This is a genomic window from Arthrobacter sp. Cza30, from assembly GCF_059090765.1.
Map to the genome: position 1 here is coordinate 488,575 of NZ_JBNHGA010000004.1, position 24,696 is coordinate 513,270.

The 24,696-nt window shown below is 70.1% G+C and carries 24 protein-coding genes and 2 tRNA genes; 6 read left to right on the top strand and 20 right to left on the bottom strand.

Annotation, left to right across the window (positions count from 1 at the left end):
* Nucleotides 1-74: 74 nt before the first annotated feature.
* The 3 genes from AC5RVZ_RS15915 (at nucleotide 75) to AC5RVZ_RS15925 (ending at nucleotide 3,401) form a co-directional block, all read left to right on the top strand.
* The gene (locus tag AC5RVZ_RS15915; protein ID WP_494066738.1) at nucleotides 75-476 is read left to right on the top strand and encodes a dinucleotide-utilizing enzyme; all 402 of its coding nucleotides are present in this window, start codon (nucleotides 75-77) and stop codon (nucleotides 474-476) included.
* A gap of 95 nt (nucleotides 477-571) precedes the next feature.
* Nucleotides 572-3,151: a valine--tRNA ligase gene (gene valS, locus AC5RVZ_RS15920; protein WP_494066739.1), complete on the top strand. Its 2,580-nt coding sequence runs from the start codon at nucleotides 572-574 to the stop codon at nucleotides 3,149-3,151.
* A gap of 1 nt (nucleotide 3,152) precedes the next feature.
* Complete coding sequence (locus AC5RVZ_RS15925; protein ID WP_494066740.1) at nucleotides 3,153-3,401, top strand: hypothetical protein; 249 nt, start codon at nucleotides 3,153-3,155, stop codon at nucleotides 3,399-3,401.
* 5 nt (nucleotides 3,402-3,406) lie between these two features.
* On the opposite strand, the gene AC5RVZ_RS15930 is transcribed toward AC5RVZ_RS15925, so the two are convergent.
* Genes AC5RVZ_RS15930 through AC5RVZ_RS15940 form a run of 3 tightly spaced genes read right to left on the bottom strand, consistent with a single transcriptional unit; the run spans nucleotide 3,407 to nucleotide 5,636 of the window.
* Nucleotides 3,407-4,795: an MFS transporter gene (locus tag AC5RVZ_RS15930; RefSeq protein WP_494066741.1), complete on the bottom strand. Its 1,389-nt coding sequence runs from the start codon at nucleotides 4,793-4,795 to the stop codon at nucleotides 3,407-3,409.
* A complete protein-coding gene (locus tag AC5RVZ_RS15935; protein ID WP_494066742.1) occupies nucleotides 4,792-5,007 on the bottom strand; it encodes a hypothetical protein in 216 nt (71 codons plus the stop codon). Before AC5RVZ_RS15935 ends, AC5RVZ_RS15930 begins: the two co-directional genes overlap by 4 nt.
* Entirely contained in the window at nucleotides 5,004-5,636 is a 633-nt protein-coding gene (locus AC5RVZ_RS15940) for a helix-turn-helix domain-containing protein (RefSeq protein WP_494066743.1), read from the bottom strand. Before AC5RVZ_RS15940 ends, AC5RVZ_RS15935 begins: the two co-directional genes overlap by 4 nt.
* 114 nt (nucleotides 5,637-5,750) lie before the next feature.
* Between AC5RVZ_RS15940 and AC5RVZ_RS15945 the strand changes: the two genes are divergently transcribed.
* On the top strand, nucleotides 5,751-7,802 hold the full coding sequence (locus tag AC5RVZ_RS15945; protein ID WP_494066744.1) for a M3 family metallopeptidase: 2,052 nt from the start codon (nucleotides 5,751-5,753) through the stop codon (nucleotides 7,800-7,802).
* 48 nt (nucleotides 7,803-7,850) lie between these two features.
* Here AC5RVZ_RS15945 and AC5RVZ_RS15950 read toward each other — a convergent pair whose 3' ends face one another.
* The 7 genes from AC5RVZ_RS15950 to AC5RVZ_RS15980 all read right to left on the bottom strand — a co-directional run bounded on the left by AC5RVZ_RS15950 (nucleotide 7,851) and on the right by AC5RVZ_RS15980 (nucleotide 13,988).
* On the bottom strand, nucleotides 7,851-8,975 hold the full coding sequence (locus tag AC5RVZ_RS15950; RefSeq protein WP_494066745.1) for an epoxide hydrolase family protein: 1,125 nt from the start codon (nucleotides 8,973-8,975) through the stop codon (nucleotides 7,851-7,853).
* Between the two features lie 51 nt (nucleotides 8,976-9,026).
* On the bottom strand, nucleotides 9,027-10,295 hold the full coding sequence (clpX, locus tag AC5RVZ_RS15955) for an ATP-dependent Clp protease ATP-binding subunit ClpX (protein ID WP_494066746.1): 1,269 nt from the start codon (nucleotides 10,293-10,295) through the stop codon (nucleotides 9,027-9,029).
* Between the two features lie 187 nt (nucleotides 10,296-10,482).
* Nucleotides 10,483-11,157, bottom strand: coding sequence for an ATP-dependent Clp protease proteolytic subunit (locus tag AC5RVZ_RS15960; RefSeq protein WP_494066747.1), 675 nt, complete (start codon nucleotides 11,155-11,157; stop codon nucleotides 10,483-10,485).
* Between the two features lie 29 nt (nucleotides 11,158-11,186).
* Nucleotides 11,187-11,771: an ATP-dependent Clp protease proteolytic subunit gene (locus AC5RVZ_RS15965; protein ID WP_494066748.1), complete on the bottom strand. Its 585-nt coding sequence runs from the start codon at nucleotides 11,769-11,771 to the stop codon at nucleotides 11,187-11,189.
* 79 nt (nucleotides 11,772-11,850) lie between these two features.
* Nucleotides 11,851-12,342: a tetratricopeptide repeat protein gene (locus AC5RVZ_RS15970; protein ID WP_494066749.1), complete on the bottom strand. Its 492-nt coding sequence runs from the start codon at nucleotides 12,340-12,342 to the stop codon at nucleotides 11,851-11,853.
* A gap of 67 nt (nucleotides 12,343-12,409) precedes the next feature.
* Nucleotides 12,410-13,834, bottom strand: coding sequence for a trigger factor (tig, locus tag AC5RVZ_RS15975; RefSeq protein WP_494066750.1), 1,425 nt, complete (start codon nucleotides 13,832-13,834; stop codon nucleotides 12,410-12,412).
* Nucleotides 13,835-13,914: 80 nt separating this feature from the next.
* Nucleotides 13,915-13,988, bottom strand: a tRNA-Pro gene (locus AC5RVZ_RS15980).
* A gap of 139 nt (nucleotides 13,989-14,127) precedes the next feature.
* Here AC5RVZ_RS15980 and AC5RVZ_RS15985 point away from each other — a divergent pair.
* Nucleotides 14,128-14,198 (top strand) — tRNA-Gly (locus AC5RVZ_RS15985).
* A gap of 175 nt (nucleotides 14,199-14,373) precedes the next feature.
* Here the strand turns inward: AC5RVZ_RS15985 and AC5RVZ_RS15990 are convergent.
* The 5 genes from AC5RVZ_RS15990 to AC5RVZ_RS16010 form a co-directional block, all read right to left on the bottom strand.
* Nucleotides 14,374-14,886: a DUF1990 domain-containing protein gene (locus tag AC5RVZ_RS15990; RefSeq protein ID WP_494066751.1), complete on the bottom strand. Its 513-nt coding sequence runs from the start codon at nucleotides 14,884-14,886 to the stop codon at nucleotides 14,374-14,376.
* A 39-nt stretch (nucleotides 14,887-14,925) separates the two neighbouring features.
* Nucleotides 14,926-15,309, bottom strand: coding sequence for a hypothetical protein (locus AC5RVZ_RS15995; RefSeq protein WP_494066752.1), 384 nt, complete (start codon nucleotides 15,307-15,309; stop codon nucleotides 14,926-14,928).
* Nucleotides 15,310-15,479: 170 nt separating this feature from the next.
* A complete protein-coding gene (locus tag AC5RVZ_RS16000) occupies nucleotides 15,480-15,848 on the bottom strand; it encodes an A1S_2505 family phage non-structural protein (protein ID WP_494066753.1) in 369 nt (122 codons plus the stop codon).
* A 9-nt stretch (nucleotides 15,849-15,857) separates the two neighbouring features.
* Nucleotides 15,858-16,400 (bottom strand): gamma carbonic anhydrase family protein, encoded by a 543-nt coding sequence (locus AC5RVZ_RS16005; protein WP_494066754.1) that lies wholly within the window; start codon nucleotides 16,398-16,400, stop codon nucleotides 15,858-15,860.
* Nucleotides 16,401-16,430: 30 nt separating this feature from the next.
* Nucleotides 16,431-18,566, bottom strand: coding sequence for an acyltransferase family protein (locus AC5RVZ_RS16010; protein ID WP_494066755.1), 2,136 nt, complete (start codon nucleotides 18,564-18,566; stop codon nucleotides 16,431-16,433).
* Between the two features lie 168 nt (nucleotides 18,567-18,734).
* Here AC5RVZ_RS16010 and AC5RVZ_RS16015 point away from each other — a divergent pair, with 168 nt between their 5' ends.
* On the top strand, nucleotides 18,735-19,220 hold the full coding sequence (locus tag AC5RVZ_RS16015) for a Dps family protein (protein ID WP_494066756.1): 486 nt from the start codon (nucleotides 18,735-18,737) through the stop codon (nucleotides 19,218-19,220).
* Between the two features lie 45 nt (nucleotides 19,221-19,265).
* Here AC5RVZ_RS16015 and AC5RVZ_RS16020 read toward each other — a convergent pair whose 3' ends face one another.
* The 5 genes from AC5RVZ_RS16020 to AC5RVZ_RS16040 form a co-directional block, all read right to left on the bottom strand.
* The gene (locus tag AC5RVZ_RS16020; RefSeq protein ID WP_494066757.1) at nucleotides 19,266-19,955 is read right to left on the bottom strand and encodes a response regulator transcription factor; all 690 of its coding nucleotides are present in this window, start codon (nucleotides 19,953-19,955) and stop codon (nucleotides 19,266-19,268) included.
* Nucleotides 19,952-21,421, bottom strand: a complete 1,470-nt coding sequence (locus AC5RVZ_RS16025; protein WP_494066758.1) for a sensor histidine kinase — start codon at nucleotides 21,419-21,421, stop codon at nucleotides 19,952-19,954. The genes AC5RVZ_RS16020 and AC5RVZ_RS16025 overlap by 4 nt, the downstream gene beginning before the upstream one ends.
* Nucleotides 21,422-21,513: 92 nt before the next feature.
* On the bottom strand, nucleotides 21,514-23,019 hold the full coding sequence (locus tag AC5RVZ_RS16030; protein ID WP_494066759.1) for an amidohydrolase: 1,506 nt from the start codon (nucleotides 23,017-23,019) through the stop codon (nucleotides 21,514-21,516).
* Nucleotides 23,016-23,657 carry an FMN-binding negative transcriptional regulator gene (locus tag AC5RVZ_RS16035; RefSeq protein ID WP_494066760.1) on the bottom strand — a complete coding sequence of 214 codons (642 nt, stop codon included), beginning with the start codon at nucleotides 23,655-23,657 and terminating at the stop codon, nucleotides 23,016-23,018. Before AC5RVZ_RS16035 ends, AC5RVZ_RS16030 begins: the two co-directional genes overlap by 4 nt.
* A 35-nt stretch (nucleotides 23,658-23,692) precedes the next feature.
* Nucleotides 23,693-24,691, bottom strand: coding sequence for an Fpg/Nei family DNA glycosylase (locus AC5RVZ_RS16040; protein WP_494066761.1), 999 nt, complete (start codon nucleotides 24,689-24,691; stop codon nucleotides 23,693-23,695).
* Between the last annotated feature and the right edge of the window lie 5 nt (nucleotides 24,692-24,696).

Here is a 24,696-nt window from a genome sequence, read left to right on the forward strand (position 1 = left end):
CCCCGTCCCGGGGGCCATGCCAGAGTGGACGGATGCCGTGGCCGCCCGGGCCGCGCCCACGAGGAGTGATTCCCATGCCTATCCGCCCCCGCCTGATCCGCAGCATCCCGTTCTGGGTCCTCGTCCTCGCCTCCGCAGGAACCATCGCCGCAGGCGCGTACATCCTGAGCGACAGGCTCGGCACGATGACGACCACGCTGAACGCCGGCACCGCCACGGGTGTGGACGTGTACGTCGGACAGTCCGTGGCGCTCCTGGGCGCCGTTCTCATCGGGGCCGGGGCCACCGGCATCCTGCTCGCCCTCGGCATCGCCGCCGCCGCGACGCTGCGCCCGGTGCACCCCGTGGAGGCCGCGCAGCCGGTCGACCGCGAGGCCGAGCCGCTCGAGCGCGATGCGTCGCTGGACGCGGAGCTCGACACGGCCGCCGACGAGGCCTCCGTGGCCGATCGGGAGGCCGTGGCCTCTCCGCGCTGACGCGCCGGGCAGGCGCGGCGGCGACGGTAGACTCGTGCCGGCATCCACACTCAGGCACGCTCACACAGTGCCGCACATATCGCACGAGGAGACCCATGGCCGACGCGCAGATTCCCGACAAGCCCGCACTCGAGGGTCTCGAAGCGAAGTGGGATGCAGCCTGGACCGCGCAGGGCACGTACCTGTTCGACCGGGTGCGTGCCGCCGAGGTGGGCCGCGCCGGCGTCTTCTCGGTCGACACTCCGCCGCCGACGGCGTCGGGAAGTCTCCACATCGGGCACGTCTTCAGCTACACGCACACCGACGTCAAGGTGCGCTTCGAGCGCATGCGCGGCAAGACCGTGTTCTATCCGATGGGATGGGACGACAACGGGCTGCCGACGGAGCGTCGCGTGCAGAACTACTACGGCGTGCGGTGCGACCCCTCGCTGCCCTACGACCCGGATTTCACGCCGCCGTTCGAGGGCGGTGACAACAAGTCCAGCCGCGCGGCCGATCAGGTGCCGATCAGCCGTCGCAACTTCATCGAGCTGTGCGAGAAGCTGACCGTCGAGGACGAGAAGCATTTCGAGGCGCTGTGGCGCTCGCTCGGCCTGAGCGTGGACTGGTCGCAGACCTACCGGACGATCTCCGACGACACCATCCGCACCAGCCAGCTGGCGTTCCTGCGCAACCTCGAGCGCGGCGAGGCGTACCAGGCGCTCGCGCCGACCCTGTGGGACATCGACTTCCGCTCCGCCATCGCCCAGGCCGAGCTCGAGGACCGCGACCAGCCGGCGGCCTACCACCGCGTCGCGTTCCACAAGGCCGACGGCAGCGGCGACGTCTTCATCGAGACGACGCGCCCGGAGCTTCTTCCCGCGTGCGTGGCACTCGTGGCGCACCCGGACGACGAGCGCTATCAGCCTCTCTTCGGAACGACCGTGCGCACGCCGCTGTTCGATGTGGAGGTGCCGGTCCTCGCGCACCCGCTCGCGCAGCAGGACAAGGGCTCGGGCATCGCGATGATCTGCACGTTCGGCGACGTGACCGACATCGTGTGGTGGCGTGAGCTGGACCTGCCCAACCGCACCATCCTCGGCCAGGACGGCCGAGTGATGGCCGAGGCGCCGGACGTGATCGTGACCGAGGCGGCGCGCGGCGCCTACGCCGAGCTCGCCGGCAAGACGGTGTTCAGCGCCAAGAAGCGCATCGTCGAGATGCTGCAGGAGTCCGGCGAGATGGAGGGCGACCCCAAGCCCTTCACGCACGCGGTGAAGTTCTTCGAGAAGGGCGACCGGCCTCTCGAGATCGTCTCCACGCGCCAGTGGTACCTGCGCAACGGCGCGCGCGACGAGACGCTGCGCGACAAGCTCATCGCCCTGGGCCGGGAGATCTCCTGGCACCCGGATTTCATGCGGGTGCGCTACGAGAACTGGACGAACGGGCTCACCGGCGACTGGCTGGTCTCGCGGCAGCGCTTCTTCGGCGTGCCGATCCCGGTGTGGTACGCCCTGGACGAGAACGGCGAACGCGACTACGACCGCGTCCTCACGCCCGACCCCGCCGCGCTGCCCGTCGACCCCACCACGGACGTGCCCCCGGGCTACACCGAGGACCAGCGCGGCGTGCCCGGCGGCTTCGACGGCGAGCGGGACATCTTCGACACGTGGGCGACGTCGTCGCTGACGCCGCAGCTCGCGGGCGGTTGGGAGCGGGATCCGCAGCTGTGGGACCTCGTGGCCCCGTTCGACCTGCGTCCCCAGGGCCAGGACATCATCCGCACGTGGCTGTTCTCGACGCTGCTGCGCAGCGCCCTCGAGGATGACCGGTCGCCGTGGACGGACGCCGCGATCTCCGGCTTCATCGTCGACCCCGATCGCAAGAAGATGTCCAAGTCGAAGGGGAACGTCGTCACGCCGGCCGACATCCTCGCGCAGCACGGGTCCGACGCGGTGCGCTACTGGGCGGCCTCCAGCAGGCTGGGCACGGATGCGGCCTTCGACCCGCAGAACCCGACGCAGATCAAGATCGGTCGCCGCCTCGCCATCAAGGTGCTCAACGCCGCGAAGTTCGTCCTGTCGTTCCCGGTGCCCGAGGACGCCCGCGTCACCCATGCGCTGGACGCGTCGATGCTCACCACCCTCGACGGCGTCGTCCGCGAGGCCACCAGGGCGCTCGACGCGTTCGACCACGCGCGCGCGCTCGAACTGACGGAGTCGTTCTTCTGGACGTTCTGCGACGACTACCTCGAGCTGGTGAAGGAGCGCGCCTACAACCAGAGCGACGTCGGACAGGCGTCGGCGGCGCTCGCGCTGCGGACCGCGCTGTCGACGCTGCTGCGGCTGTTCGCACCGGTCCTGGCCTTCGCGGCGGAGGAAGCGTGGTCGTGGTTCAACGACGGGTCCGTTCACACTGCGCCGTGGCCCGAGCCGCTGGGCATCGACGGTGACGCGTCCGTGCTCGCCATCGTCGGAGAGGCGCTCATCGGCATCCGCCGGGCCAAGACCGAGGCGAAGGTGTCGCAGAAGGCCTCGGTGTCGCAGGTGACCATCGCCGCTCCGGCTGCGGCGGTGGCTGCGCTGCAGCTGGCGGAAGGGGACCTGAAAGCTGTCGGGCGCATCGCCGAGATCCGGTACGCGGATGCCGACGCCCTTGCTGTGACCGACATCGAACTCGACGCACCGGAGGCCTGACATGCAACTGGGAACACGCTGGACCTCGGGGGACGAGCCCCCGGCAGCCGTGCCGGAGGCGCTGCGCCGCGGCATCCGCGACGTCGATGCCACGATCCCCGCCGATCTGTACGGTCAGCCGCGCCCGCGCTGGACGCTGACGTGGCTGGAGGGGCGACCGATCGCCGAGCTGGATACCGGGATCACCGTGACCCTCGATGCGAACGGCGAGCCGGTCGCGCAGAACGACCCGGGCGACGGCTTCGGCTGAGAGCGCTACGGCGCGGGATCGTTGTGCCGTGACGCGGCCAGCAGAAGCCGGGCGGACACGACGGTGGCGATGAGTGTCACCGCGGCGGCCACGACGAAGGGCAGGCGCAGGTCGAAGCGTGCGACCCAGCCACCGAGCAGCGTGGAGAACGGGAAGATGCCCCACGTCAGGCTGCGGATGATGCCGAGCACGCGTCCGAAGAGCCTTCCCGGCACGATGGCCTGCCGCAGGGCTCCCCACGGGACGTTCCAGATCGACACGGCGCACGCCATCGTCGCGTAGGCGAGCGTCGCCGTGATCGGCTCGGGCGCGGCCCAGACGCCGAACAGGCCGAGCGCTGCCACCAGGTTCGCTCCCAGAAGGACGGGGCCGCGCGTGAAGCGCTGCACCAGCGCGGGCGCGATGAGCGATCCCCCCAGCGCGCCCAGACCGATGCCTGCGGTCACCAGGCCGATCGCGGCGGGGTCCACCGACTGCTCGTCGAGGAAGTACAGGAAGATCGGAGCCTGCGCGAAGGCGAATGCCGAACCCACGATGCACGTGAACAGAACCATCGCGCGCAGAAACCGGTGGCGCCAGAGGTAAGAGAATGCCTCGCCCGCCGAGACGGAGGCGGCGCGCTCGGCGGCGGAACCCCGCGGCGCCGGATCGGCGGCGTCGTCGGGAGCGACGACGCGCTCGTCGGCGGCCAGCGGCTCCCCCGTCGCGATGACCGGAGCCGTCGCGGTCGAGCCCTCCGCCGTCGACTCGGTGCGAGGTTCCTGCAGCGGACGGGCCGCGGAGATCGGCAGGAGCAGCGCGAGCACGATCGGCACGAGGTATCCCGTCGCTCCCACCCACAGCGGCAGCGCCAGGGAGACGGCGAAGAGCACCCCGCCGATCGGGGCCGAGACGAAATTGTCGATCGTGATCTGAGCCGCCTGCAGGAACCCGTTGGCCCGGTCCAGCCCCCGGCGCGGGACGAGGGCCGGCACGATGGCGTTCGTCGCGTTGTCGAACAGCGTCTCTCCCAGTCCGAACACCAGGACGCCCGCGAACAGCCACCAGATGGTGATGGTGCCCGTCGCCGTCAGCACAGCCAGGCCCACCGCTGCCGCTCCGCGAAGCGTGTTCGCGATCGCCATGATCCGGCGCCGGTCGATCCGGTCGACCACCATGCCTGCGGGAAGGCCGAACACGAGCCAGGGCAGGAACGCCAGTGCGCTGATGGCCGAGATGGCGAGCGGATCGCGTGTCAGGGTGGTCGCGATGAGCGGGACGGCGACGCGTCCCACGCCGTCGGCGAGGTTGCTGAAGGCCGCCGCCGTCCACAGTTTGCCGAAGTCCCGGCCGAGCGGGATCCCCCGCCGCCTGCGGGATCGCCTTCCGTCCACGACGCCGGCGGCTGCGCTCATCGCGGCGGAATTCCCAGGCCGCCGAGCGCGCGCGCATCGCTGCGCGCGTCGGCGACGCTCTCGCGCGTGGCCAGCGCCGCGCGCGCCGCGTCGCCGGTGCGCCGGGCGATCCGGGATGCGACGTAGCGGTCCGTCGCGGCCGATACCCGCAGCAGCACGCGTTCGAACGTCGTGACGCGGACATGGGTTCGAGGGATGGACAAAGCGGTCATGACGGGTCTCCCAACTGAGGAAGCGGAAACAGGTCCGCACGGATGGTCACCGGTCGGACATCGTCGCCGGTCTGATCGCGGTGGGTCTCGACGGCCTCATCGACGAGGGCCATGATCTTCGCGGCCAGCTCCCTGGCCTGCGACGGCGTCAGGCGTGTGCTGGCGGTGGAGACCATGCTGGAGTCCTTCCACCGCTCGTCCTCGTCATCGACACCGCGGCTGACGAAGTGCAGCAGCTGCTGCTGCCGCAGGCGGAAGAACTCCTCGGTCACCAGCTGGTGCGCGGCGCGACCGGACGGCGTCGCGATCTCGGCGGGGTTGGTGAAGGCGACCCCGCCGGGGGGACGCTCCCACCAGCGCTCACGAGCTGTGCCCTGCCCGGGCACCTCGCGGATGAGGTCCTGCTTGGCGAGCGCGCGGAGGTGGTAGCTCGTGGCGCCGCTGGACTCCCCCAGGCGCTGTGCGAGGGAGCTGGCCGTCTGTGCGCCGTACTGGCTGAGGATGTCGTAGATCTTCACGCGGAGCGGATGGGCGAGCGCCTTCAGCGCGCCGGCATCCAGCACCCTGTCGCTCCCGTGGTGCTCCCTGACCCGGCGGATCGCGTCGTCGGCGTTCACGTCCTCGCTCATGCCTCGACCATAGCGGTGCAAACAGTTCTTTGCAAGCATTACTTTGCAACCGGATGTTTGCATCCGAGTGCGGCGGACGGCGGCCGCGGCTGCGCTGCTGATTAGGCTGAGCGCATGGCGAGCGAGAACCCTCTTCTGTCCCCCTCCCCCCTTCCCTTCGGACTGCCCGACTACTCGGCGATCCGCCCCGAGCACTATCTGCCCGCGTTCGAGGACGCCTTCGCCGCGCACACGGCGGAGATCGACGCGATCGTCGCCGAAGACGCAGAGCCCACCTTCGAGAACACGATGCTCCCGCTCGAGCGCAGCGGCTGGCTGCTGGGGGACGTGGCGCGGGCCTTCTACACCGTGTCGTCGGCGGACGCGACGCCGGAGATCCAGGCCATCGAGGAAGAGCTCGCGCCGAGGATGTCTGCCCATCAGGACTCCATCCAGCTCAACAGCCGGCTCTTCGCACGCATCCGGTCGCTGCACGACCGGCTCGACGAACTCGACCTCGACCCGGAGCAGCGCTATCTCGTCACGCGGCACCACATCGAGATGGCGCACGCGGGTGCGGGTCTCGACGATGAGGCCAAAGCGCGACTGACCGAGCTCAACCAGCGGCTGTCCACCCTCACGACGCAGTTCGAGAAGAACCTGCTCGCCGACACCAACGACCTCGCGGTCGTGTTCGACGACCCGTCCGAGCTCGACGGCCTGACCGAGGGCGAGCTGTCCGCGGCTGCCGAAGCCGCGCGCGACCGCGGCATGGAGGACAAGTGGGTGATCACCCTCACCCTGTTCACGGGGCATCCGTACCTCGCGTCGCTGACGAACCGGCGCTCCCGCCAGCGGATCCTGGATGCCTCGCGTGCGCGCGGTTCCCGAGGGAACGGCCACGACAACCGCGAGACGCTGCGGGAGATCGTCCGCCTGCGCGCCGAGCGCGCAGCCCTGCTCGGATACGAGTCCCACGCCGCCTACATCACCTCCGACGAGACGGCGAGGTCGCCGGAGGCGGTGCACGAACTGCTGCGCCGGCTGGCTGTGCCGGCCGCTCGCAATGCACGACGCGAGCAGGAGAAGCTGCAGGCGCTCATCGACGCCGGAGCCGACCCGTTCCCGCTGGAGGCCCACGACTGGGCCTTCTACACGGAGAAGGTCCGCGCCGCCGAGTACGAACTGGACCGTGCCGCACTGCGCCCCTGGTTCGAAGCCGAACGGGTCCTGCAGGACGGCGTCTTCCGCGCCGCGACCGAACTGTACGGGATCACGTTCACCGAGCGGCCGGACCTCACCGGTTACCACGTCGACAACCGCATCTTCGAGGTGCGCAACCCCGACGGCGCTCCCCTGGGCCTGTATCTCCTCGATCTCTACACCCGGGACACCAAGCGCGGCGGGGCGTGGATGAACTCGATCGTGCTGCAGTCGCGGCTGCGGGACACGCTCCCCGTCGTCGTCAACAACCTGAACGTCCCCAAGCCGTCACCGGGTCAGCCCACGCTGCTCACGCTCGACGAGGTCACCACGCTCTTCCACGAGTTCGGTCACGCACTGCACGGCCTGTTCGCGACGGTGACCTACCCGCACTTCGCGGGCACGAACGTCTTCCGGGACTTCGTCGAATTCCCCAGCCAGGTCAACGAGATGTGGATCTACTGGCCCGAGATCCTCGCCTCGTACGCGCGCCACATCGACACGGACGAGCCGCTGCCGGCCGCCATCGTCGAGAAGCTGCACGCGTCCGAGGCGTTCAACCAGGGCTTCGCCACGAGCGAGTACCTGGCCGCTGCGTGGCTCGACCAGGCATGGCACTCGCTTCCGATGGAACGAGCCGCCGAGGCCATCGACGTCGCCGAGTTCGAAGCATCCGCCCTCGCCGACATCGGGCTGGACAACCCGGCGGTGCCGACCCGGTACTCCTCCACCTACTTCGCGCACATCTTCTCGGGCGGGTACAGCGCCGGCTACTACTCCTATATCTGGAGCGAGGTCCTGGACGCCGACACGGTCGAGTGGTTCCACGAGAACGGCGGGCTCCGTCGCGAGAACGGCGACCGCTTCCGGGATCGCCTGCTGGGTGTGGGAGGTTCGAAGGATCCGCTCGAGGCATACCGGGACTTCCGAGGGCGCGATGCCGACATCCAGCCTCTGCTCGCCCGGCGAGGCCTGGCCGACTGAGCGCCGAGCGGCCCGCCGGTCGCCGGCCGACGTCGACCGCCGGGCCGCTCAGAGCAGGCCGAGGTCCTGCGCGAACGCGCGCGCACGCGCGGCCATCTCATGAGGCACTTCGGCCACCGCGAAGTGGCCGCCGCGCTCGAGGCGCTCGAAGACGCGGATGTCGCTGTAGAACCGTCGCGCGAGGGACTCGGGATAGTCGCCCTCGTGCTTCTGGATGTGGATCGATGCCGGCACGTGCACGGCCGGCATCGGCGCCGGCCGGTCGGCGCCCTCGTAGTAGGGCCGGAACGACGAGCCGATGCTCTCGGTGACCCAGTAGATCATCGCCTCGGTGAGCAGGCGGTCGCGCGAGATGCTGCGCTCGACATCACGCGGCTGGTCGCCGGACCCGTCGCTCCACTCCACGAGCTTCTCGATGAGCCATGCCAGCAGTCCGCCGGGAGAATCGTTGAGCGCTGCAGCGAGCGTGTCGGGCCGCGTGGCCTGGACGTGTCCGTACGCGCCGTTCTGGCCGCCCCACTGGTCGAGGCGGCGGAAGAAGGCGACTTCGTCAGCAGCGGTGAGCATCGCGCGCTCGGAGCGTGAGGGGAAGTGCGCGTGCGTCACGAGGACGCCGGCCACGGCATCCGGATAGGTGCCGGCGATGAGATCGTTCACGTTCGCCGACACATCCTCGCCGTACGTGAGATAGCGCTCGTAGCCGAGCACCTCGGTCATGAGCACGTGCATCGTGTGCGCGAGCCGAGTCTCGGTCATGGGACCGTCCCGGTACGGCGTCGAGAAGGCGAAGCCGGGGAAGCTCGGCACCACCACGTGGAAGTCCGGGAGCAGGTCGGCGAAGTCGAGCTGCAGCGCGAACGTGTGCGGCCACCCGTGCATCACGAGGAGGGCGGGCGCATCCGCGCGATCGGACCGGATGTGAGCGAAATGCAGCGTGGCGTCGTCGATGTCAGCGAGGTACTGCGGGTGGGCGTTCAGCCACGCTTCACGGCGCCGCCAGTCCCACGCCCGCCATGACTGGAGCAGCTCCGCGAGATACGCAGCCGACATCCCGGAAGCGGGTTTGCGCGGCGAGTCGGGCAGGGCGCGGAACCTGTCCAGGCGCGAGTGCAGGTCCTGCACGGCGGCGTCCGATACGCGGATCGAGAAGGGTCGCGGGGGTGATGTGGTCACCTGGCGACGGTATCGCCGGCCACCGACACCCCGACGCGAACGGAGACCGGGTCAGGCGCTCTTGCGCTTCTCCCGCAGCACCAGCGTGGGCGGCGCGCCCTCCTCGACCGCGGCGCGCGTCACGATGACCTTGTCGACGTCGTCGGTCGAGGGGATCTCGAACATGATCGGTCCGAGCACGTCCTCGAGGATCGCGCGGAGACCACGCGCCCCGGTCTTTCGGGCGACGGCCAGATCGGCGATGGCCTCGAGCGCTTCGCGGTCGAACTCGAGGTCCACGCCATCCAGCTCGAACATGCGCTGGTACTGCTTGACCAGGGCGTTCTTGGGCTCCGTGAGGATCTCCATGAGCGCTTCGCGGTCGAGCGGCGACACCGAGGCGACGACGGGCAGACGGCCGATGAACTCGGGGATGAGCCCGAACTTGTGCAGGTCCTCGGGCTGCACCTCGCTGAACAGGGTGAGGTCGTCGCCCTTGTTGTGCAGCGGAGCGCCGAAGCCGACGCCGTGCTTGCCGACCCGCGACGAGATGATGTCCTCGAGCCCGGCGAAGGCGCCAGCCACGATGAACAGCACGTTCGTCGTGTCGATCTGGATGAACTCCTGATGCGGGTGCTTGCGACCGCCCTGCGGCGGCACCGACGCGACCGTGCCCTCGAGGATCTTCAGCAGGGCCTGCTGCACGCCCTCGCCGGACACGTCGCGCGTGATCGACGGGTTCTCGGCCTTGCGGGCGATCTTGTCGACCTCGTCGATGTAGATGATCCCCGTCTCAGCGCGCTTCGTGTCGAAGTCGGCGGCCTGCAGGAGCTTGAGCAGGATGTTCTCGACGTCCTCGCCGACATAGCCGGCCTCGGTCAGGGCGGTGGCGTCCGCGACGGCGAACGGGACGTTCAGGCGCTTGGCCAGCGTCTGCGCGAGATAGGTCTTGCCGCAGCCGGTGGGTCCGAGCAGCAGGATGTTGCTCTTGGCGATCTCGATCTCGTCGGCGCGCTGCTCGGCCGACTGCAGGGTCCCGTGCGCGCGGACGCGCTTGTAGTGGTTGTACACCGCCACCGACAGGGCGCGCTTGGCGTCCTGCTGGCCGACCACGTACTCCTCGAGGAAGGCGAAGATCTCCCGCGGCTTGGGCAGGTCGAAATCGGCGACGACGCCGGAGGACGACTCGGCCATGCGCTCTTCGATGATCTCGTTGCACAGCTCGACGCACTCATCGCAGATGTAGACGCCGGGTCCGGCGATCAACTGCTGCACCTGCTTCTGGCTCTTGCCGCAGAAGGAGCACTTGAACAGGTCGGCGCTCTCACCGATACGTGCCATGCGGCCCCTCCTGATCATGCCGGGCGGGAATCGTCCCCGGGCTGTCCTCCGAGCCTAACCTGCGGCGGCGACAACAGGTGGATTTGCACGCGCCGAACTGGGGCCGCTGCTCCGCCCACAGCGGAACGTCCGACGCGACGGCGCCCCGCCGCCCGGGTCCGGGAGGCGGGGCGCCGTCGCTCGCGCGTCAGCGTGTCAGCGCCTGCTGACCGCCGCGCTTGCGGGTGGTGAGCACCTGGTCGACGAGGCCGTAGGCGACCGCCTCCTCCGCGGAGAGGATCTTGTCGCGGTCGATGTCCTTGTTGACCTCTTCCTTGCTCTTGTTGGAGTGCTTCGCGAGCGTCTCCTCGAGCCATGTGCGCATCCGCATGATCTCGGCGGCCTGGATCTCGATGTCGGAGGCCTGGCCGTGACCGGCCTCGCCCATCGCCGGCTGGTGGATCAGGATGCGGGCGTTCGGAAGCGCGAGGCGCTTGCCCGGCGCGCCGGCCGCGAGCAGGACCGCCGCGGCGGAGGCCGCCTGGCCGAGCACGACGGTCTGGATCTGAGGCGACACGTACTGCATGGTGTCGTAGATCGCCGTCATCGCGGTGAAGGAGCCGCCGGGCGAGTTGATGTACATGATGATGTCGCGGTCGGGGTCCTGGCTCTCCAGCACGAGCAGCTGAGCCATGACGTCGTCCGCCGAAGCGTCGTCGACCTGGACGCCCAGGAAGATGACGCGGTCCTCGAACAGCTTGTTGTACGGGTCCTGACGCTTGTAGCCGTAGGCCGTGCGCTCTTCGAACTGCGGCAGGATGTAGCGGCTGCCGGGCATCTGGAGGCCCTGCGGAGCCGCCTGGCCGAAAGTGGGGGTCTGCATTCCGGTCTCTCTCTCTTTCGCCGCGGGTCTCAGTTGCTGGTCCCGCCGCCGCCGGTCACGTCGACGGCGTGCTCGCGGATGTGGTCGACGAAGCCGTACTCGAGCGCTTCCTCGGCGGTGAACCAGCGGTCGCGGTCGCCGTCGGCGTTGATCTGCTCGACGGTCTTGCCCGTCTGCGCGGCCGTGATCTCAGCCAGGCGCTTCTTCATGTCGAGGATCAGCTGCGCCTGCGTCTGGATGTCGCTCGCCGTGCCGCCGAAGCCTCCGTGGGGCTGGTGCAGCAGCACGCGCGCGTTCGGCGTGATGTAGCGCTTGCCCTTGGTGCCGCTGGTCAGCAGCAGCTGGCCCATCGACGCGGCCATGCCGATGCCGACGGTGACGATGTCGTTCGGCACGAACTGCATCGTGTCGTAGATCGCCATGCCGGCGGTGATGGAGCCGCCCGGGGAGTTGATGTAGAGGTAGATGTCCTTCTGGGAGTCCTCCGCCGCCAGCAGGAGGATCTTCGCGCAGATCTCGTTGGCGTTCTCGTCGCGCACCTCCGAGCCCAGCCAGATGATGCGGTCCTTCAGCAGCCTGTCGAAGACGCTCGTCGCGACAAGTGGTTCGGCCATGTGTACTCCTGATTCCTTGGATCTGAGTCGAATCTACCGGCGCCCCGTCGGCGACCCGGCCGTGTTCGCCCTGGGCAGATCAGGGGGCGTCGCCGGCGAGTTCGTCGGCGTACGCCTGGACGGAACGGGTGTAGAGCCGCAGATGCGGCGCCAGCGTGCGCAGCGCGAGCGATGCCGCGCCCGACGCATCGCCCGCCGATGCCAGCGTCAGGGCGAGGAAGGCGGCCGCCTCGTCGCGCAGCGGCGACGCCGGCGTGCGGTCGAGCTCGGCGCGCAGCATCCCGATCGCCTCGTCGGTCCGGCCGAGGTTGCGCAGCGTGCTGGCGAGCTGGATCACCGCCTGCGGCCGGTGGACCTCGTCCAGGCCCGCGGCCAGCGCGGCCCGGTACAGCGGCTCGGCGGCGTCTTCGCGCCCGGCGGCGTCGCGGGCGCCGGCGCGTTCGAAGAGGGCGCGCCCGTCGTCGGGGGGCCGCTCTCGGGCCAGCGCGTCGATGCGGGTGATGCGCTGGTCATCGGACAGCGCCTCGTCCTGCCACACGGCCCGCACACGCGCGTTCCAGTCGTCGCTCACGCGTCCTCCTCGCGATGGAAAGGGGGACGGATGCCGCAGCATCCGTCCCCCTGGGAACCCTTCCCGACTACTCCTTGTCGGCGGCCTTCTTGGCGCGGGTCTTCTTGGCCGGCTTCTTCTCGGCCTCCTCGGCCTCGGCGGCGTCTGCGTCGGCAGCCGCGTCGGCGATCTCCTGCGCCTCCTCGACGACCTCCTCCTCGGCGGCCTCCTCGTCCTCGACGGCGACGAAGCCGGTGAGGTCGACGGGGTTGCCGTTGGTGTCGACGACCTTGACCTTGCCCAGCGCGACCGCGAGGGCCTTGTTGCGGGCGACCTCGCCGACGAGGGCCGGCAGCTGGTTGCCCTGCTGCAGCGCGTTGACGAACTCCTGGGGCGCCATGCCGTACTGGGCGGCCGACTGCACGAGGTACTGCGTGAGCTCGTCCTGCGAGACCTGCACGTTGGTCTGCTCGGCGATCTTGTCCAGCAGCATCTGGGTCTTGAACTGCTTCTCGCTGGCCTCGGCGACCTCGGCGCGGTGGACGTCGTCCTCGAGGCGGCCCTCGGACTCGAGGTGGTTGTGCACCTCGTCCTCGATCAGCTGCGGCGGGACGGGGATGTCGACCTGCTCCAGCAGCGTCTCGACGAGCTTGTCGCGCGCAGCGGAGCCCTGCGTGAACACCGACTGCTGGCCCACGCGGTCCTTCAGGCTCTCGCGCAGCTCCGCGATGGTGTCGAACTCGCTCGCGATCTGCGCGAAGTCGTCGTCGGCCTCGGGGAGCTCGCGCTCCTTGACGCTCTTGACCGTGACGGAGACCTCGGCCTCCTCGCCGGCGTGCTCGCCGCCGACCAGCTTGGAGCGGAAGGTGGTGTCCTCGCCGGCGGTGAGGGACTCGATGGCGTCGTCGATGCCCTCGAGGAGCTCGCCGGAGCCGACCTCGTACGACACGCCCTCGGCGCGGTCGATCTCGGCGCCGTCGATGGTGGCGACGAGGTCGAGCTCGACGAAGTCGCCGGCCGCCGCCGGGCGGTCGACCGTCACGAGGGTGCCGAAGCGGGCGCGCAGGCGGTCGAGCTCCTCGTCGATCGCTGCCTCATCGACCTCGGCCGCCTCGACCTCGATCGTCGTTCCTTCGAAGTCGGGCAGCTCGAAGTCGGGACGCACGTCGACCTCGACCTCGACCTCGAGGTCGCCCGAGAAGTCCTTCTCGTTGGGCCACTCGGTGACCTCGGCGGACGGCCGGCCGAGCACCCGCAGCTCGTTGGCGGCCACGGCCTCGCGGTAGAACCCGTCCAGGCCCTCGCTCACGGCGTGCTCGAGGACGGCGACACGGCCGATGCGCTGGTCGATGATCGGCGCCGGAACCTTGCCCTTGCGGAAGCCCGGGATCTGCACGTCCTGCGCGATGTGCTCGTACGCGTGCGTGATGCTCGGCTTGAGCTCTTCGGGGCTGACCGTGATGTGCAGCTTCACCCGCGTGGGGCTGAGCTTCTCGACGGTGCTGTTCACCATGCCTGTTACTTCTCCTCGATCGGACCGCGTGCGCGCGGATGCTGAAGGTCTGGGTTCGGAAATTCTGGAACGGCCTGTTGTCGGGGCGACAGGATTTGAACCTGCGGCCTCCCGCTCCCAAAGCGGGCGCTCTACCAAGCTGAGCTACGCCCCGGGCGGGTTCGCACGCGTACACGCGCCATTCGGCCCCGAGAAGTCTAGCCGACGCGCCTGGCCTCGTCGGCGCGGGTGACGCGCGTTCGGGGGTGCCCGCGTCTTCCACTAGACTGTCGGATGCCGCGATACGCGGTCGCGGGGATGTAGCTCAATGGTAGAGCCTCAGTCTTCCAAACTGATGGTGCGGGTTCGATTCCCGTCATCCCCTCCGATGCCCGCAGGGGCGGCCGCGGGTCGCCCTTGCGGGCATGCGCGTTGATGCCGCGGGAACCGATCCGCAGCGGCCGATTCCCGTCATCGTCTCCACAGCCCGACGGGCCGGCCGAAGGCCGCCCTGCGGGGCTTCCGCGTGAATGCCGTTGGAGAGCGACGCGCCGCGTCGGTCAGTGAGGCGCCCGGAGGCGCAGAGCCCGCAGATAGCGCCGGCGCGCGACGGCCTGGGCCACCAGCAGGGCCGGGTAGAGCACGCGCCAGCGTCGCTCGGCGGCCGGGCGGGTCAGCGACCGGAGAGTGAGGACGACCGTGTCCGCCCGCCGATGCACGATGAACGCCTCCTCGCCTGCGACAGGATGCCCGGGCAGGGTCCGATAGGCGAAGCCGACGCGGTCGGGGTCGTCCACGACTTCGATCACCTCGACGGGCTCGCTGATGGACAGCCCGAAAGCATGCGCCCTGATCACCGGTCGATCCCCTGCCGTCGCCGATGCACCCGACGCGATCGAGAACCCGCTTCGCGTCTTCACGCCCCAGCGCAGCACCTCACCGCGGGCCCACTCCCAGACATCTTCCCCCGTACCCAGGACGGTCGACTTCTCCCACCGCCGGAAGCCGGGAGCCCGCTCGACCCAGACGCCCTCCGACGGCTGGGTCTGCGCTGGTCGATCGGCGCTGTCCATTCTCCGATCGTCTCATCCTCGGCGGGGCCTCCCGCCGGCTCAACGCGTGAAGAAGGAGTTCGCCGCCTTCGTGTAGAGCAGGATGACGCCGATGATCGACGGCAGCGCCGACAGCAGCGCCGTCCACAGGCTCTGGCTCCCCGTGAACATCTGCACGACGGCGTTCACGATGTTCAGCACGAACACGACCGTCGTGATGATCCTCGCGACGTTGCTTCCCCGGAAGAGTCCGAAGCTCACGATGATCACCGCGATTCCGACGATGATCGAGATGACCGCAGCGACGATGAGCGCTTCGCGGCTCATGCTGGCGACCTCCAGGCCGCTGACGATCATCAGGATGCCTCCCAGGATGCTGAAGAATCCCGAGATCCACGCGAGCACTGCGACGATGGTGACCCCTACGGGGCGCGAATCTGCCATGAACGTACTTCCTTGTCGTTCTCCCCCACGGACGTGCGTTGCGCACAACGTATCGGCTCGCCGCCCGGCCGTCCACTGCCCGGAGCGCGCGGATGAGGAGGTGGAGTCCGTGGGAGATGCGCGAATGAACACCGGGACGTCAGCGCGCGCAGACGGCACGACTCGAGCGCTCACTCAGCTGCGCGAGCGATCACGCGTCTGAACGACTCCGGAAGCACGACGTTCGCCGGCGCGCCGGCGAAGAACGCGGCGACCTGCTCCGGGGTGTACCCGGCGATGCCGCACCCGACCTCGGTCACCAGGAACCGCAGCTCGGGGTGCTCCCGCGCGAACTCGAGGAACCGGCCGGCCTGCTGTTCGAACACCCGCAGTCCCGACATCGTGTCGATGCCGTAGGACCGCCCCTGGAGACCTTCGGCCTGTCCCCACACCGCACCGAAGCGCTCGTAGGCGAACCGCGCCGCTCCCCCGCCGTGGGCGCCGGAGGCGTTGGAGCCGAAGACGAACACCTCGTCCGGCTGGAGCGATTCGATGCGCATCGCGAACGCCTAACCGACGGCCGGGGCCGCCTGTGCGTGGCCCGCAACGTGAGCCCGGTAGGACTGCGCGTTCTTCAGGATGCCCGAACGCTCGTCTTCGGTCAGCTCGCGCCGCACCCTCGCGGGAACTCCTGCCACGAGGGATCCGGGCGGGACCACCGTGCCCTCCAGCACGACGGCGCCGGCCGCGACGAGGCTGCCCTCGCCGATCACCGCGCCCGACAGCACGACGCTTCCCATCCCGACCAGCGAGCCGTCGCCGATCGTGCACCCGTGGACGACGGCGTTGTGCCCGACCGAGACGTCGCGGCCGATGTGCACCGGGTGTCCCGCGTCGACGTGGACCACGACGTTGTCCTGGAGGTTGCTGCCTGCCCCCACCGTGATCGCGTCGCTGTCGGCTCGCAGCACCGCGTTGTACCAGACGCTCGCACCCTCGTCGAGCGTGACCGCCCCGATCACGCGGGCGCCGGCGGCGACGAAGGCGGCGGGGTCGATGGCGGGCGCGCGACCGGCGATGGTGAGGATCGTGGGGTCATCGGCGATGGTCATGCCTCGACCCTACGCCCGGGCCGGTCGCGGCTATCCGGCGAGACGGGCGCGGATCGCGTCGGCGTACCAGGGGGCCAGCGAATCGGCGAAGGTCACCGTGAGGTGATCCTGGTCGCGGTACACGTTCGCGCCGCCGACGACGGGCTTGCACACCTCGTCGTCGCAGAACACGTCGGTGAAGTCCAGCAGCGTGACCTCGTCCCAGCCGGATGCGGCGTCCCGGAGCGGATCGTCGGCGACGAGCACCTCCGACCGGGGCGCGTCGCACTCGGCGGCGTCGCGCGTGCGCAGGCACTTGTTCGGGTCGGCCTCCCACACCGGGTTGTCGACGACCGTGATGACGGGGATGCCGCGGTCGGTGACCGTGCTCCACGCGTTTCGGTAGCCGGCCACCGCCGCGTCGTGCGAGGACGCGAAGCCGGCCGACGCGTACGGAGTGGTGGCGATCGCCGCCGTGAACACCGCGTCCAGGTCGCTGTCCGAGAGCGCCGCCTGCACCCGCTCGCGCCACTGCGTGCACGCCTCGCCGAAGGCGCCCGGCGTCGACAGCGGTGTGGTGTTCCACGGGCAGGCGCCCTTGAACCAGGTCACCAGCTGCCAGCCGTTCTCGTCGGCCATGCGCTGGAAGGTCGACAGCAGCTGATACGCGTGGCTGTCGCCGATGAGGGCGACGCGCGGCGCGTCGGGATCGTCTGAGCCGAACGTGCACGACACCGGCCTGGCGTCGGTGAGCTGCACGAAGCACTGCTCGTCAGCGGGCCGGTCGATGCCGGCGAAACCCGGCGCGGGCAGGATCGTGTCTGCGGGTTCGGCCGACGCGCAGGACGCGTCGAGCACGGATGCCGCCCCGAAGCACGGCGGAGGGTCCTCCTGCAGCTGCTGGATGTCCCGTGTGGCCGCGCTGTACAGCGGGGCGTTCACGAACCAGGCGGTGGCCGCGACGAGCGCGACTGCCACCATCGCCGCCAGCGACGACCACAGCGTCACCCGCGCCGGGCGCGTCGTGAGCACACGCCAGCCGCGCGCGGGATCCTCCACGAAGCGCTTGGTGAGCCACGCGAGCACGAAGCACAGGCCCAGCAGCGCCACCCGATGGTAGATCGTCAGCCCCCAGAAGGGCACCGAGGGGGCGATCACGATCAGGGGCCAGTGCCACAGATACAGCGAGTAGGAGATGTCGCCGACGAACTGCGCCGGACGCAGGGACAGGATGCGCGTCGGATACCACCAGCGCTCGGTGTTCGACGCCGCGATGACCGCCGCGGCTCCGAGCGTCGGGAGCGCCGCCGTGTACCCCGGGAACGGCGTCTGTCCGTCGAAGCCGAATGCGGCGGCCAGGAGGGCGAGGATGCCGCCCCAGCCGAGGAGGAAGCTGCCCCACGCGTTGCGGACGCGCAGCATCGGGATCAAGGCCACCATGGCCCCCACGCCGAACTGCCACATGCGCCCGAAGGTGACGAAGTAGGCCGGCGCGGGGTCGGTGATCGTGAAGATCACGCAGAAGACGAACGAGGCCAGCGACACCGCTCCGAGTGCGAGGAGAACGGCGCGGCGGCGTGCGCCGCGGAGCCACCGGACGCCGACCCACGCCGCCAGGAGCATGATGAGCGGCCACATCACGTAGAACTGCTCCTCCAGCGACAGCGACCAGTAGTGCTGCACCGTGGTCGGCTCGCCGCCGTGGTTGAGGTAGTCGGCCGAGTTCAGCGCGAGGTACCAGTTCTCGACGTAGAACGTCGAGGCGAGGATCTCGCGCACCTCGTTCGGCAGGGCCGAGGTCGGCATGAGGTACGGCGACATCACCACGACCGCGCACACCAGCAGCACCAGGAGGGATGCCGGCAGGAGCCGTCGGGCGCGGCGCGCCCAGAACTGCCCGAGGCGCACGGTCCCAGTCGCGGTCAGCTCGCGCATCAGGTGCGCCGTGATCAGGAACCCGGAGATCACGAAGAAGATGTCCACGCCGATGTAGCCCCCCGGAAAGCGGGCGGGCCAGAAGTGGTACAGCACGACGCACAGCACCGCGATCGCACGGAGGCCTTGGACGTGCGGGATGAAGCGGGACGGCTCGGCGTGCTCGGGAGAGCGTTCCACGGGCTGACGGGTCACCGTCGTGGCCGGGGAGTTCAGGCGCTGCGGTCCGAGGTCGTGATCGGCGGAGGGCACGCATCGACGTTAGCCGCTGCGGCTGGACATGCCCGCACCCGACAGGCGGCAGGGCGTGTTAGCCCAGCCTTGTCTTGCTTGCGGAATGCCGGCGGCTGAGTAGCGTTCTGTCCATCGGAGGACGATCGCCCGCATGGAGCGACCCTCCCGACGATGGAGGCGACGAAGATGCACAAGACGAACACGATCCCCGCGACGGCTGCCAATCCCGACGTGGCGGCGGCCACCGCGCAGTTCCTCACGCCCGTGGCGCTGGGCCTGCAGGCCCTCGCGGTCAACGGCAAGCAGGCCCACTGGAACGTGCGCGGCGCGAACTTCATCGCGATCCACGAGCTCCTGGACACGGTCGTCGCGCACGCGCAGGAGGGCGCCGACCAGGCGGCGGAGCGCATCGTCGCCCTGGGCCTTCCCATCGACGCCCGCGTGGCGACGATCGCCGCCAAGACGGCGGCCACCGCGGTCCCGGCGGGCTTCACGCAGTGGGACGACATGGTGCGCGCCGTGATCGCCGACATGGACGCGGTGATCGCCGACGTCCAGGCCGCGATCGACGGCCTCGACGAGTTCGACCTCACCAGCCAGGACATCGCGATCGGCATCAAGGAATCGCTCGAGAAGGACCGCTGGTTCCTCTTCGCGCACCTCGCCGAGTGATCGATCGCCGCGAAGACCCCCGGGAATCCCGGGGGTCTTCGTGCATCACGGCCGCTGCAGGAACGCCAGCACCGCGAGCACCCGACGGTGTTCGGTCCCCGACTCCTCGAGGCCGAGCTTGGCGAAGATCGCGCTGATGTTCTTCTCCACGGCGCCCACGCCGATGCACAGCCGCTCGGCGATGCTGGTGTTGCTCCGCCCCTCGGCCATGAGGGTCAGCACGTCGCGCTCGCGAGGAGTCAGGGTCGCGAGTGGATCCGGCCGTGACGACAGCAGCCCCTGCACCACGAGGGGATCGAGCACGGTTCCGCGTTCGCGCACCCGGCGCACCGCATCGGTGAACTCGTCCAGCGAGGTCACGCGGTCCTTCAGCAGGTAGCCGATGCCACCCTCGCCTCCGGCAAGCAGCTCACGGGCGTAGACGCCCTCGACGTACTGGCTCAGCACCAGGATGCCGACAGCCGGCAGGGCGGCTCGGAGCTGGAGTGCGGCGCGGATGCCCTCATCGCGGAAACCCGGTGGGAGCCGGACGTCGAGGATCGCGACATCCGCGTCCGAGGCGCGCACCCGCGCCACGATGTCCTCGGCATCGCCCCAGGCCCCCGCCGTGACGTATCCCGCTTCGTCGAACAGCCGCACCAGTCCCTCGCGCAGCAGCAGCGAATCCTCGACGACCACCACACGCGGCGGTGCCAGAGACGCCTCGGTCACCGGTTCAGGATAGGCCGCGCTCATGTCGTCGGCGCCGCGAGAGGAATGTGCGCGCCGACGGACGTCGGTCCGCCGGCCGGGCTGTCGATGACGAGCGCGCCGCGCAGGCCGGCGACACGTTCACGCAGCCCCTCCAGGCCGTGCCCCGGCCTCACGACGGCGCCGCCTCGGCCGTTGTCGACGATCCAGACATCCAGGTGCGTCGGCGCTCCGGTGGACGTGCGACGCAGCGCCGCCTTCAGCGTGGCCGCCGTGGCGCCGGCGTGCTTGGCCGCATTGGTGAGGAGCTCGGCCACCACGAAGTACACCGTCCGCGCCACCTCGGGTGTCACAGCCTCGTCCAGACGCGGATCCACATCGAGATGGACCGCGAGGGGCGAGCCGGCCGCGACCGCTCCGAGTGCGGCGGACAGGCCCCGGTCCTGCAGCAGCGGCGGCGCGACGCCGCTCGACAGGGCGCGCAGCTCGTCGAGTGCGGCCTTTGCGTGACCTCGGGCGTCGCGGGCGAGCTCGGCGGCGGCGTCGGCGTCGCCGTTCGCCGCCCGCCGCTCGAGCGCGGCCAGATCCATCTGGAGCCTCACGAGACGCTGCTGCGGGCCGTCGTGGATGTCGCGCTCGAGGCGGCGCAGGGCGACGTCTTCGGCGTGCACGGCCGCCCCGCGCGCCGCAGCCTCGGCACGCACCTCCGCAGCCAGATCGTCCGAGCGCCAGCGTCCGAGCATCCCCTGTGCGATGGCGTGATGCACGCGGGCCAGTCCGCCCGTCACCCACGGGAGGGTGAAGGCGAACAGGAGGCCTGCCACCAGGTACAGCGCCACCTCGACCGCATCGCCGGACCAGCCTCCGAACAGCAGGGGCAGCGCGTCGGCGACGTAGTCACCCCACAGCACGTCACGATCGCCGCGTGGGATGAACGATCCCCAGAACCAGTAGGTGAGCCCGCCGAACGACACGCTCAGCCACGCCACGGTGAGGGCGAACGTGATCGTGCTGATGACGGGACTCACGATCGTGCCGTGCAGCAGATAGACCCAGTAGTGCGGATTCCGCACCGGCCGGCTGAGCGACGCCCAGAAGCCCGCGCGCGGCTCGGGATCGCGATCCCACTCCGGTTCGGCGATCCGGGGAAGTCCGGTGAGCCCCAGCATGAACCGGTCCGCGACGCCGAATCCCCGGGCGACGAGGAGGCTGAGCACGAGCAGCGGCAGACCGAGAACCAGCACCAGCAGGCCCACGCCGGCCCAGAACAGCGGCATGAGCAGCGAGATCGAGACAATGGCGAGCACGAACACAGCCAGCAGGTACACAGCGCTGCCGGCCGTCCGCGTCCACGCCAGGCCGTACGCGGCCCAGAAGGCACGCGGCCGGTCGGCGTGCGACGCCGACGGCGCGTCGGCGATCGTCTCTGCCATGCGGCTCTCCTCGCGGGTGTCCGGGTGCGACATGCCGGTCCCCGTACCGGCTGCCATCGAAGGGGCGGTGTACGTCATGCTCCCACTGTGTCCGGCCCGCGTCGCGCGCGGCATCCCCCCGGCACCCCGGCCGATACGGGGGCTGTCCCCCGAAGCGCTCCGTCCCGTCCTCACGCCACGTGGGTGAGCCGGCCGGCGAGGAGGGTCGCGGCGACGGGCATCCCGCGCAGCGTCGGCTCATCGGCGACGAGAGGATCGACCGCGCACAGCGCGAGGTCGGCGACATCACCCGGCTGCACGCGCGCGGGTTCCGCCGAACCGCCGCGCGTCGAGGCCGCGAGCGCGGTCGCAGCATCCAGACGCTCATGCGGCTGCCACGGCTCCCGGCGGTCCCGCGTGCGGAAGACCGCCGCCGCCATGGCGGCCCACGGGTCCAGCGGAGAAACCGGCGCGTCCGAGCCGAACAGCAGGTGCGCGCCCGCAGCGGCCAGCGAGCGGAAGGGGTAGGGCTGGGCGGTCTGGTCCGCCCAGATGGTGTCGGTGAGATCACGGTCGTCGAGGGCGTGAGCCGGCTGCACGCTCGCGCCGATACCGAGCCGCGCGAAGCGCGGAATGTCCGCGTGCGCGACCAGCTGCGCGTGCTCGATGGTGCCCCAGGCGCCGGACGCGGCGAACGCGTCGAGGGCGTGGGAGTTGGCGACGTCGCCGATCGCGTGGATCGCCGATGCGATGCCCGCGGCGGTGGCGCGGGTCATCAGCTCGACCAGGGTGGCACGGTCGACCGTGATCAGCCCGTGATTGTGCGGGTCATCGGGGTACGCGTGCGAGCAGGCGGCGGTGCGTGTGCCGAGGGAGCCGTCGCTGATCACCTTGAGCGGTCCGACCCGCACGAGATCGGAGTCCGACCCGCGCGCCGCGTCGCCGGTGCGCAGCCCCTCGGAGATCGCACGGTCGAGGTGTTCGGGATAGACGCCGAACGAGACCCGCAGCGCGTCGAAGCCCCCGCCGAGGCGGCGGACCCACGCGTCCTCGTTCCACGCCATGTCGAGGTCCACGATGCCGACCACGCCCCGCGACGCGGCATCCTGCGCCATGCGGGTCACGAGCGGGTCCGACTGGGCGGGTTCGACGGCGTTGAGGCGACGGGAGATCTCGAACGCTGGCTCCTCACGCAGGATGCCGACGCCATCGGGCGCGAAGCCCTCACGCCGCAGCGCCGCGGAGTTCAGCCACACACTGTGCACATCGGCGTTGATGAGGTAGCTCGGGACCTCGCCGGTCGCGGCGTCGAGCACCTCCAGGGTGGGGCGGTCGATCCACAGGGCGTCGCGGAATCCGGTTCCGATCCTCCGGCCGTCCGGCAGGATCGGGGCCTCGGACATCAGCGAGGCGGCATGCGACGCGGAGATCGCCTCGCCCAGCGGCACGCGCTGGGCTGCGAGGGCCCACTGCACCACATGCACGTGATGGTCCCAGAGCCCGGGCACGACCCATGCGCCTCGCGCATCGAAGACGGCGCCGCGGCGCGCAAGCGCACCGGCGGGCGCGATGTCGACGACCATGCCGTGGGCGAGGTGGATGTCGACGGGTTCGCCGCCGAACGGGTCGGTGCGCTGCGAACCCGTCAGACGCGCATCCGCGATGACGTCCGGCATCGCGGCGCGCTCCAGCGTCATCGAGCGGCTCGCCGGGCGTCGAGATCGCGCCGCATCTCACCGGCCAGGCGCGGGTCGGCGTACGGGCTCGCGCCCTGCTCCAGCTCGGCGATGATCGTCTCGACGACCTCGTCGGGGCGGTTCTGGCTGAGCTTCCGCTTGGCGACCACCCGGGTAGGGGTGAGTCGGAAGCCCACAGTGCCTCTCTCCAGCCGGCGCACGTACTCCGGATCGTTCGGTCGCTCCCACATCAGCCGCGGCGCGGGCATCCCGCTCTCGAACCGCGCGACCAGGCGGTCCAGCACCTGCAGGTTCTCCTCCGGAGTGAGGACCTCCGGGACGCCCGACAGGTGCACCGCGACGAAGTTCCATGTCGGCACGCTCGGCGTGTCGCCGTACCACCCGGGCGAGATGTATCCGTGCGGTCCCTGCAGGATCACCAGGAGCTCACGCTCCCCGAGTCCGTGGATGAGGTCGTCGGGCTTGCCCACGTGACCGACGATCGTCAGATCGTCCCTGCCGGGATCCAGCATCACGGCGTAGTGAGACGCGACAAGCCCCTCATCGGTGGCGCTCATGATCGTGGCCCAGGGATTGTGCTCGACCACCCGCCGCATCTCGGCGACGTCCGTCATCGCGAAACTGGGGTTCTGACGCATGGACTCAGCCTACGAGCACCGGCGTCTCCGCGGTGTCAGGCCTGGCAGTACGGGCACCAGTAGAGGTTCCGCCCCGCGGCCTCCTCGACGAGGATGGTCGTCCCGCACACGCGGCACGGCAGGCCCGCGCGCCGGTAGACCCAGTGCCGGTCGTCGCGATTGGCCATCGCCCGCCGGTACGCCTCGGGATCGAGGTCATCCATGGTCATCATCTGCCCGGTCTCGACGCCGATCGCGAGGAGCCGCACCCAGTCGCGCCACAGCGCGCGGACGAGCTCCTCAGGGACGTCGCGGCCGGGTGTGTGCGGATTCAGCCTCGCCCGGTAGAGAAGCTCTGCGCGGTAGACGTTGCCGATGCCGCTGACGACGCTCTGGTCCATGAGCAGCAGCGCGATGGCGGTGGGCTTGCGGCGCACGACGGCGGTGAAGCGCTCCTCCCCCTCGGCGACGTCGTCCACGAGAGGATCGGGCCCGAGCTTGGCGATGGTCGCCGCGACCTCCTCCGGCGTCTGCAGCACGCACGCCGTCGGACCGCGCAGATCGGCGCACGTCACCGCCGTCAGAAGCCGCAGGCGCACCTGACCGACCACGGGAGGCGGCCAGGTCGCGTCGTCGTCGCCGAGCCCGGTCGTCTGCTCCGACATGCGCACGTGCACCCGCGCCAGGCGGGGTGCGCCGATCGAGGAGAGGGAGTTCTCCCCCGCGGTGTCGAGGATCGGGTCATCCAGGCGCGTCCCACGCTGGTTGGTGTGCCCCATGCGCCCGTTGGCCGACGCGATGGTGGGGTCCACGACGATCTCTCCTGCGAAGTCCCACGCACCGTACATGCCCAGGTGCACGCGAAGCCAGATGTCGTCGTCGAACTCGAGGAACATGTGCTTGCCGACCGCCTTGACCGATGTGGCGGTCCGGCCGTCGATGATGCTCGCGCCCTCGGCGAAGCGCCCCTGCGGGCTCGAGGCCTCCACCGCCCGGCCGACGATGTTCCGGTCGAACTGGCGTGCGATCCGATGGACGGAGTGGCCTTCGGGCATGCGGC

Excerpts from the sequence above, each read along its gene's own strand:
- AC5RVZ_RS15915 (WP_494066738.1), top strand. The coding sequence starts at position 75 with ATGCCTATCCGCCCCCGCCTGATCCGCAGCATCCCGTTCTGGGTCCTC.
- valS (WP_494066739.1), top strand. The coding sequence starts at position 572 with ATGGCCGACGCGCAGATTCCCGACAAGCCCGCACTCGAGGGTCTCGAA.
- AC5RVZ_RS15925 (WP_494066740.1), top strand. The coding sequence starts at position 3,153 with ATGCAACTGGGAACACGCTGGACCTCGGGGGACGAGCCCCCGGCAGCC.
- AC5RVZ_RS15930 (WP_494066741.1), bottom strand. The coding sequence starts at position 4,795 with ATGAGCGCAGCCGCCGGCGTCGTGGACGGAAGGCGATCCCGCAGGCGG.
- AC5RVZ_RS15935 (WP_494066742.1), bottom strand. The coding sequence starts at position 5,007 with ATGACCGCTTTGTCCATCCCTCGAACCCATGTCCGCGTCACGACGTTC.
- AC5RVZ_RS15940 (WP_494066743.1), bottom strand. The coding sequence starts at position 5,636 with ATGAGCGAGGACGTGAACGCCGACGACGCGATCCGCCGGGTCAGGGAG.
- AC5RVZ_RS15945 (WP_494066744.1), top strand. The coding sequence starts at position 5,751 with ATGGCGAGCGAGAACCCTCTTCTGTCCCCCTCCCCCCTTCCCTTCGGA.
- clpX (WP_494066746.1), bottom strand. The coding sequence starts at position 10,295 with ATGGCACGTATCGGTGAGAGCGCCGACCTGTTCAAGTGCTCCTTCTGC.
- AC5RVZ_RS15960 (WP_494066747.1), bottom strand. The coding sequence starts at position 11,157 with ATGCAGACCCCCACTTTCGGCCAGGCGGCTCCGCAGGGCCTCCAGATG.
- AC5RVZ_RS15965 (WP_494066748.1), bottom strand. The coding sequence starts at position 11,771 with ATGGCCGAACCACTTGTCGCGACGAGCGTCTTCGACAGGCTGCTGAAG.
- tig (WP_494066750.1), bottom strand. The coding sequence starts at position 13,834 with ATGGTGAACAGCACCGTCGAGAAGCTCAGCCCCACGCGGGTGAAGCTG.
- AC5RVZ_RS15990 (WP_494066751.1), bottom strand. The coding sequence starts at position 14,886 with ATGGACAGCGCCGATCGACCAGCGCAGACCCAGCCGTCGGAGGGCGTC.
- AC5RVZ_RS15995 (WP_494066752.1), bottom strand. The coding sequence starts at position 15,309 with ATGGCAGATTCGCGCCCCGTAGGGGTCACCATCGTCGCAGTGCTCGCG.
- AC5RVZ_RS16000 (WP_494066753.1), bottom strand. The coding sequence starts at position 15,848 with ATGCGCATCGAATCGCTCCAGCCGGACGAGGTGTTCGTCTTCGGCTCC.
- AC5RVZ_RS16005 (WP_494066754.1), bottom strand. The coding sequence starts at position 16,400 with ATGACCATCGCCGATGACCCCACGATCCTCACCATCGCCGGTCGCGCG.
- AC5RVZ_RS16015 (WP_494066756.1), top strand. The coding sequence starts at position 18,735 with ATGCACAAGACGAACACGATCCCCGCGACGGCTGCCAATCCCGACGTG.
- AC5RVZ_RS16020 (WP_494066757.1), bottom strand. The coding sequence starts at position 19,955 with ATGAGCGCGGCCTATCCTGAACCGGTGACCGAGGCGTCTCTGGCACCG.
- AC5RVZ_RS16025 (WP_494066758.1), bottom strand. The coding sequence starts at position 21,421 with ATGACGTACACCGCCCCTTCGATGGCAGCCGGTACGGGGACCGGCATG.
- AC5RVZ_RS16030 (WP_494066759.1), bottom strand. The coding sequence starts at position 23,019 with ATGACGCTGGAGCGCGCCGCGATGCCGGACGTCATCGCGGATGCGCGT.
- AC5RVZ_RS16035 (WP_494066760.1), bottom strand. The coding sequence starts at position 23,657 with ATGCGTCAGAACCCCAGTTTCGCGATGACGGACGTCGCCGAGATGCGG.
- AC5RVZ_RS16040 (WP_494066761.1), bottom strand. The coding sequence starts at position 24,691 with ATGCCCGAAGGCCACTCCGTCCATCGGATCGCACGCCAGTTCGACCGG.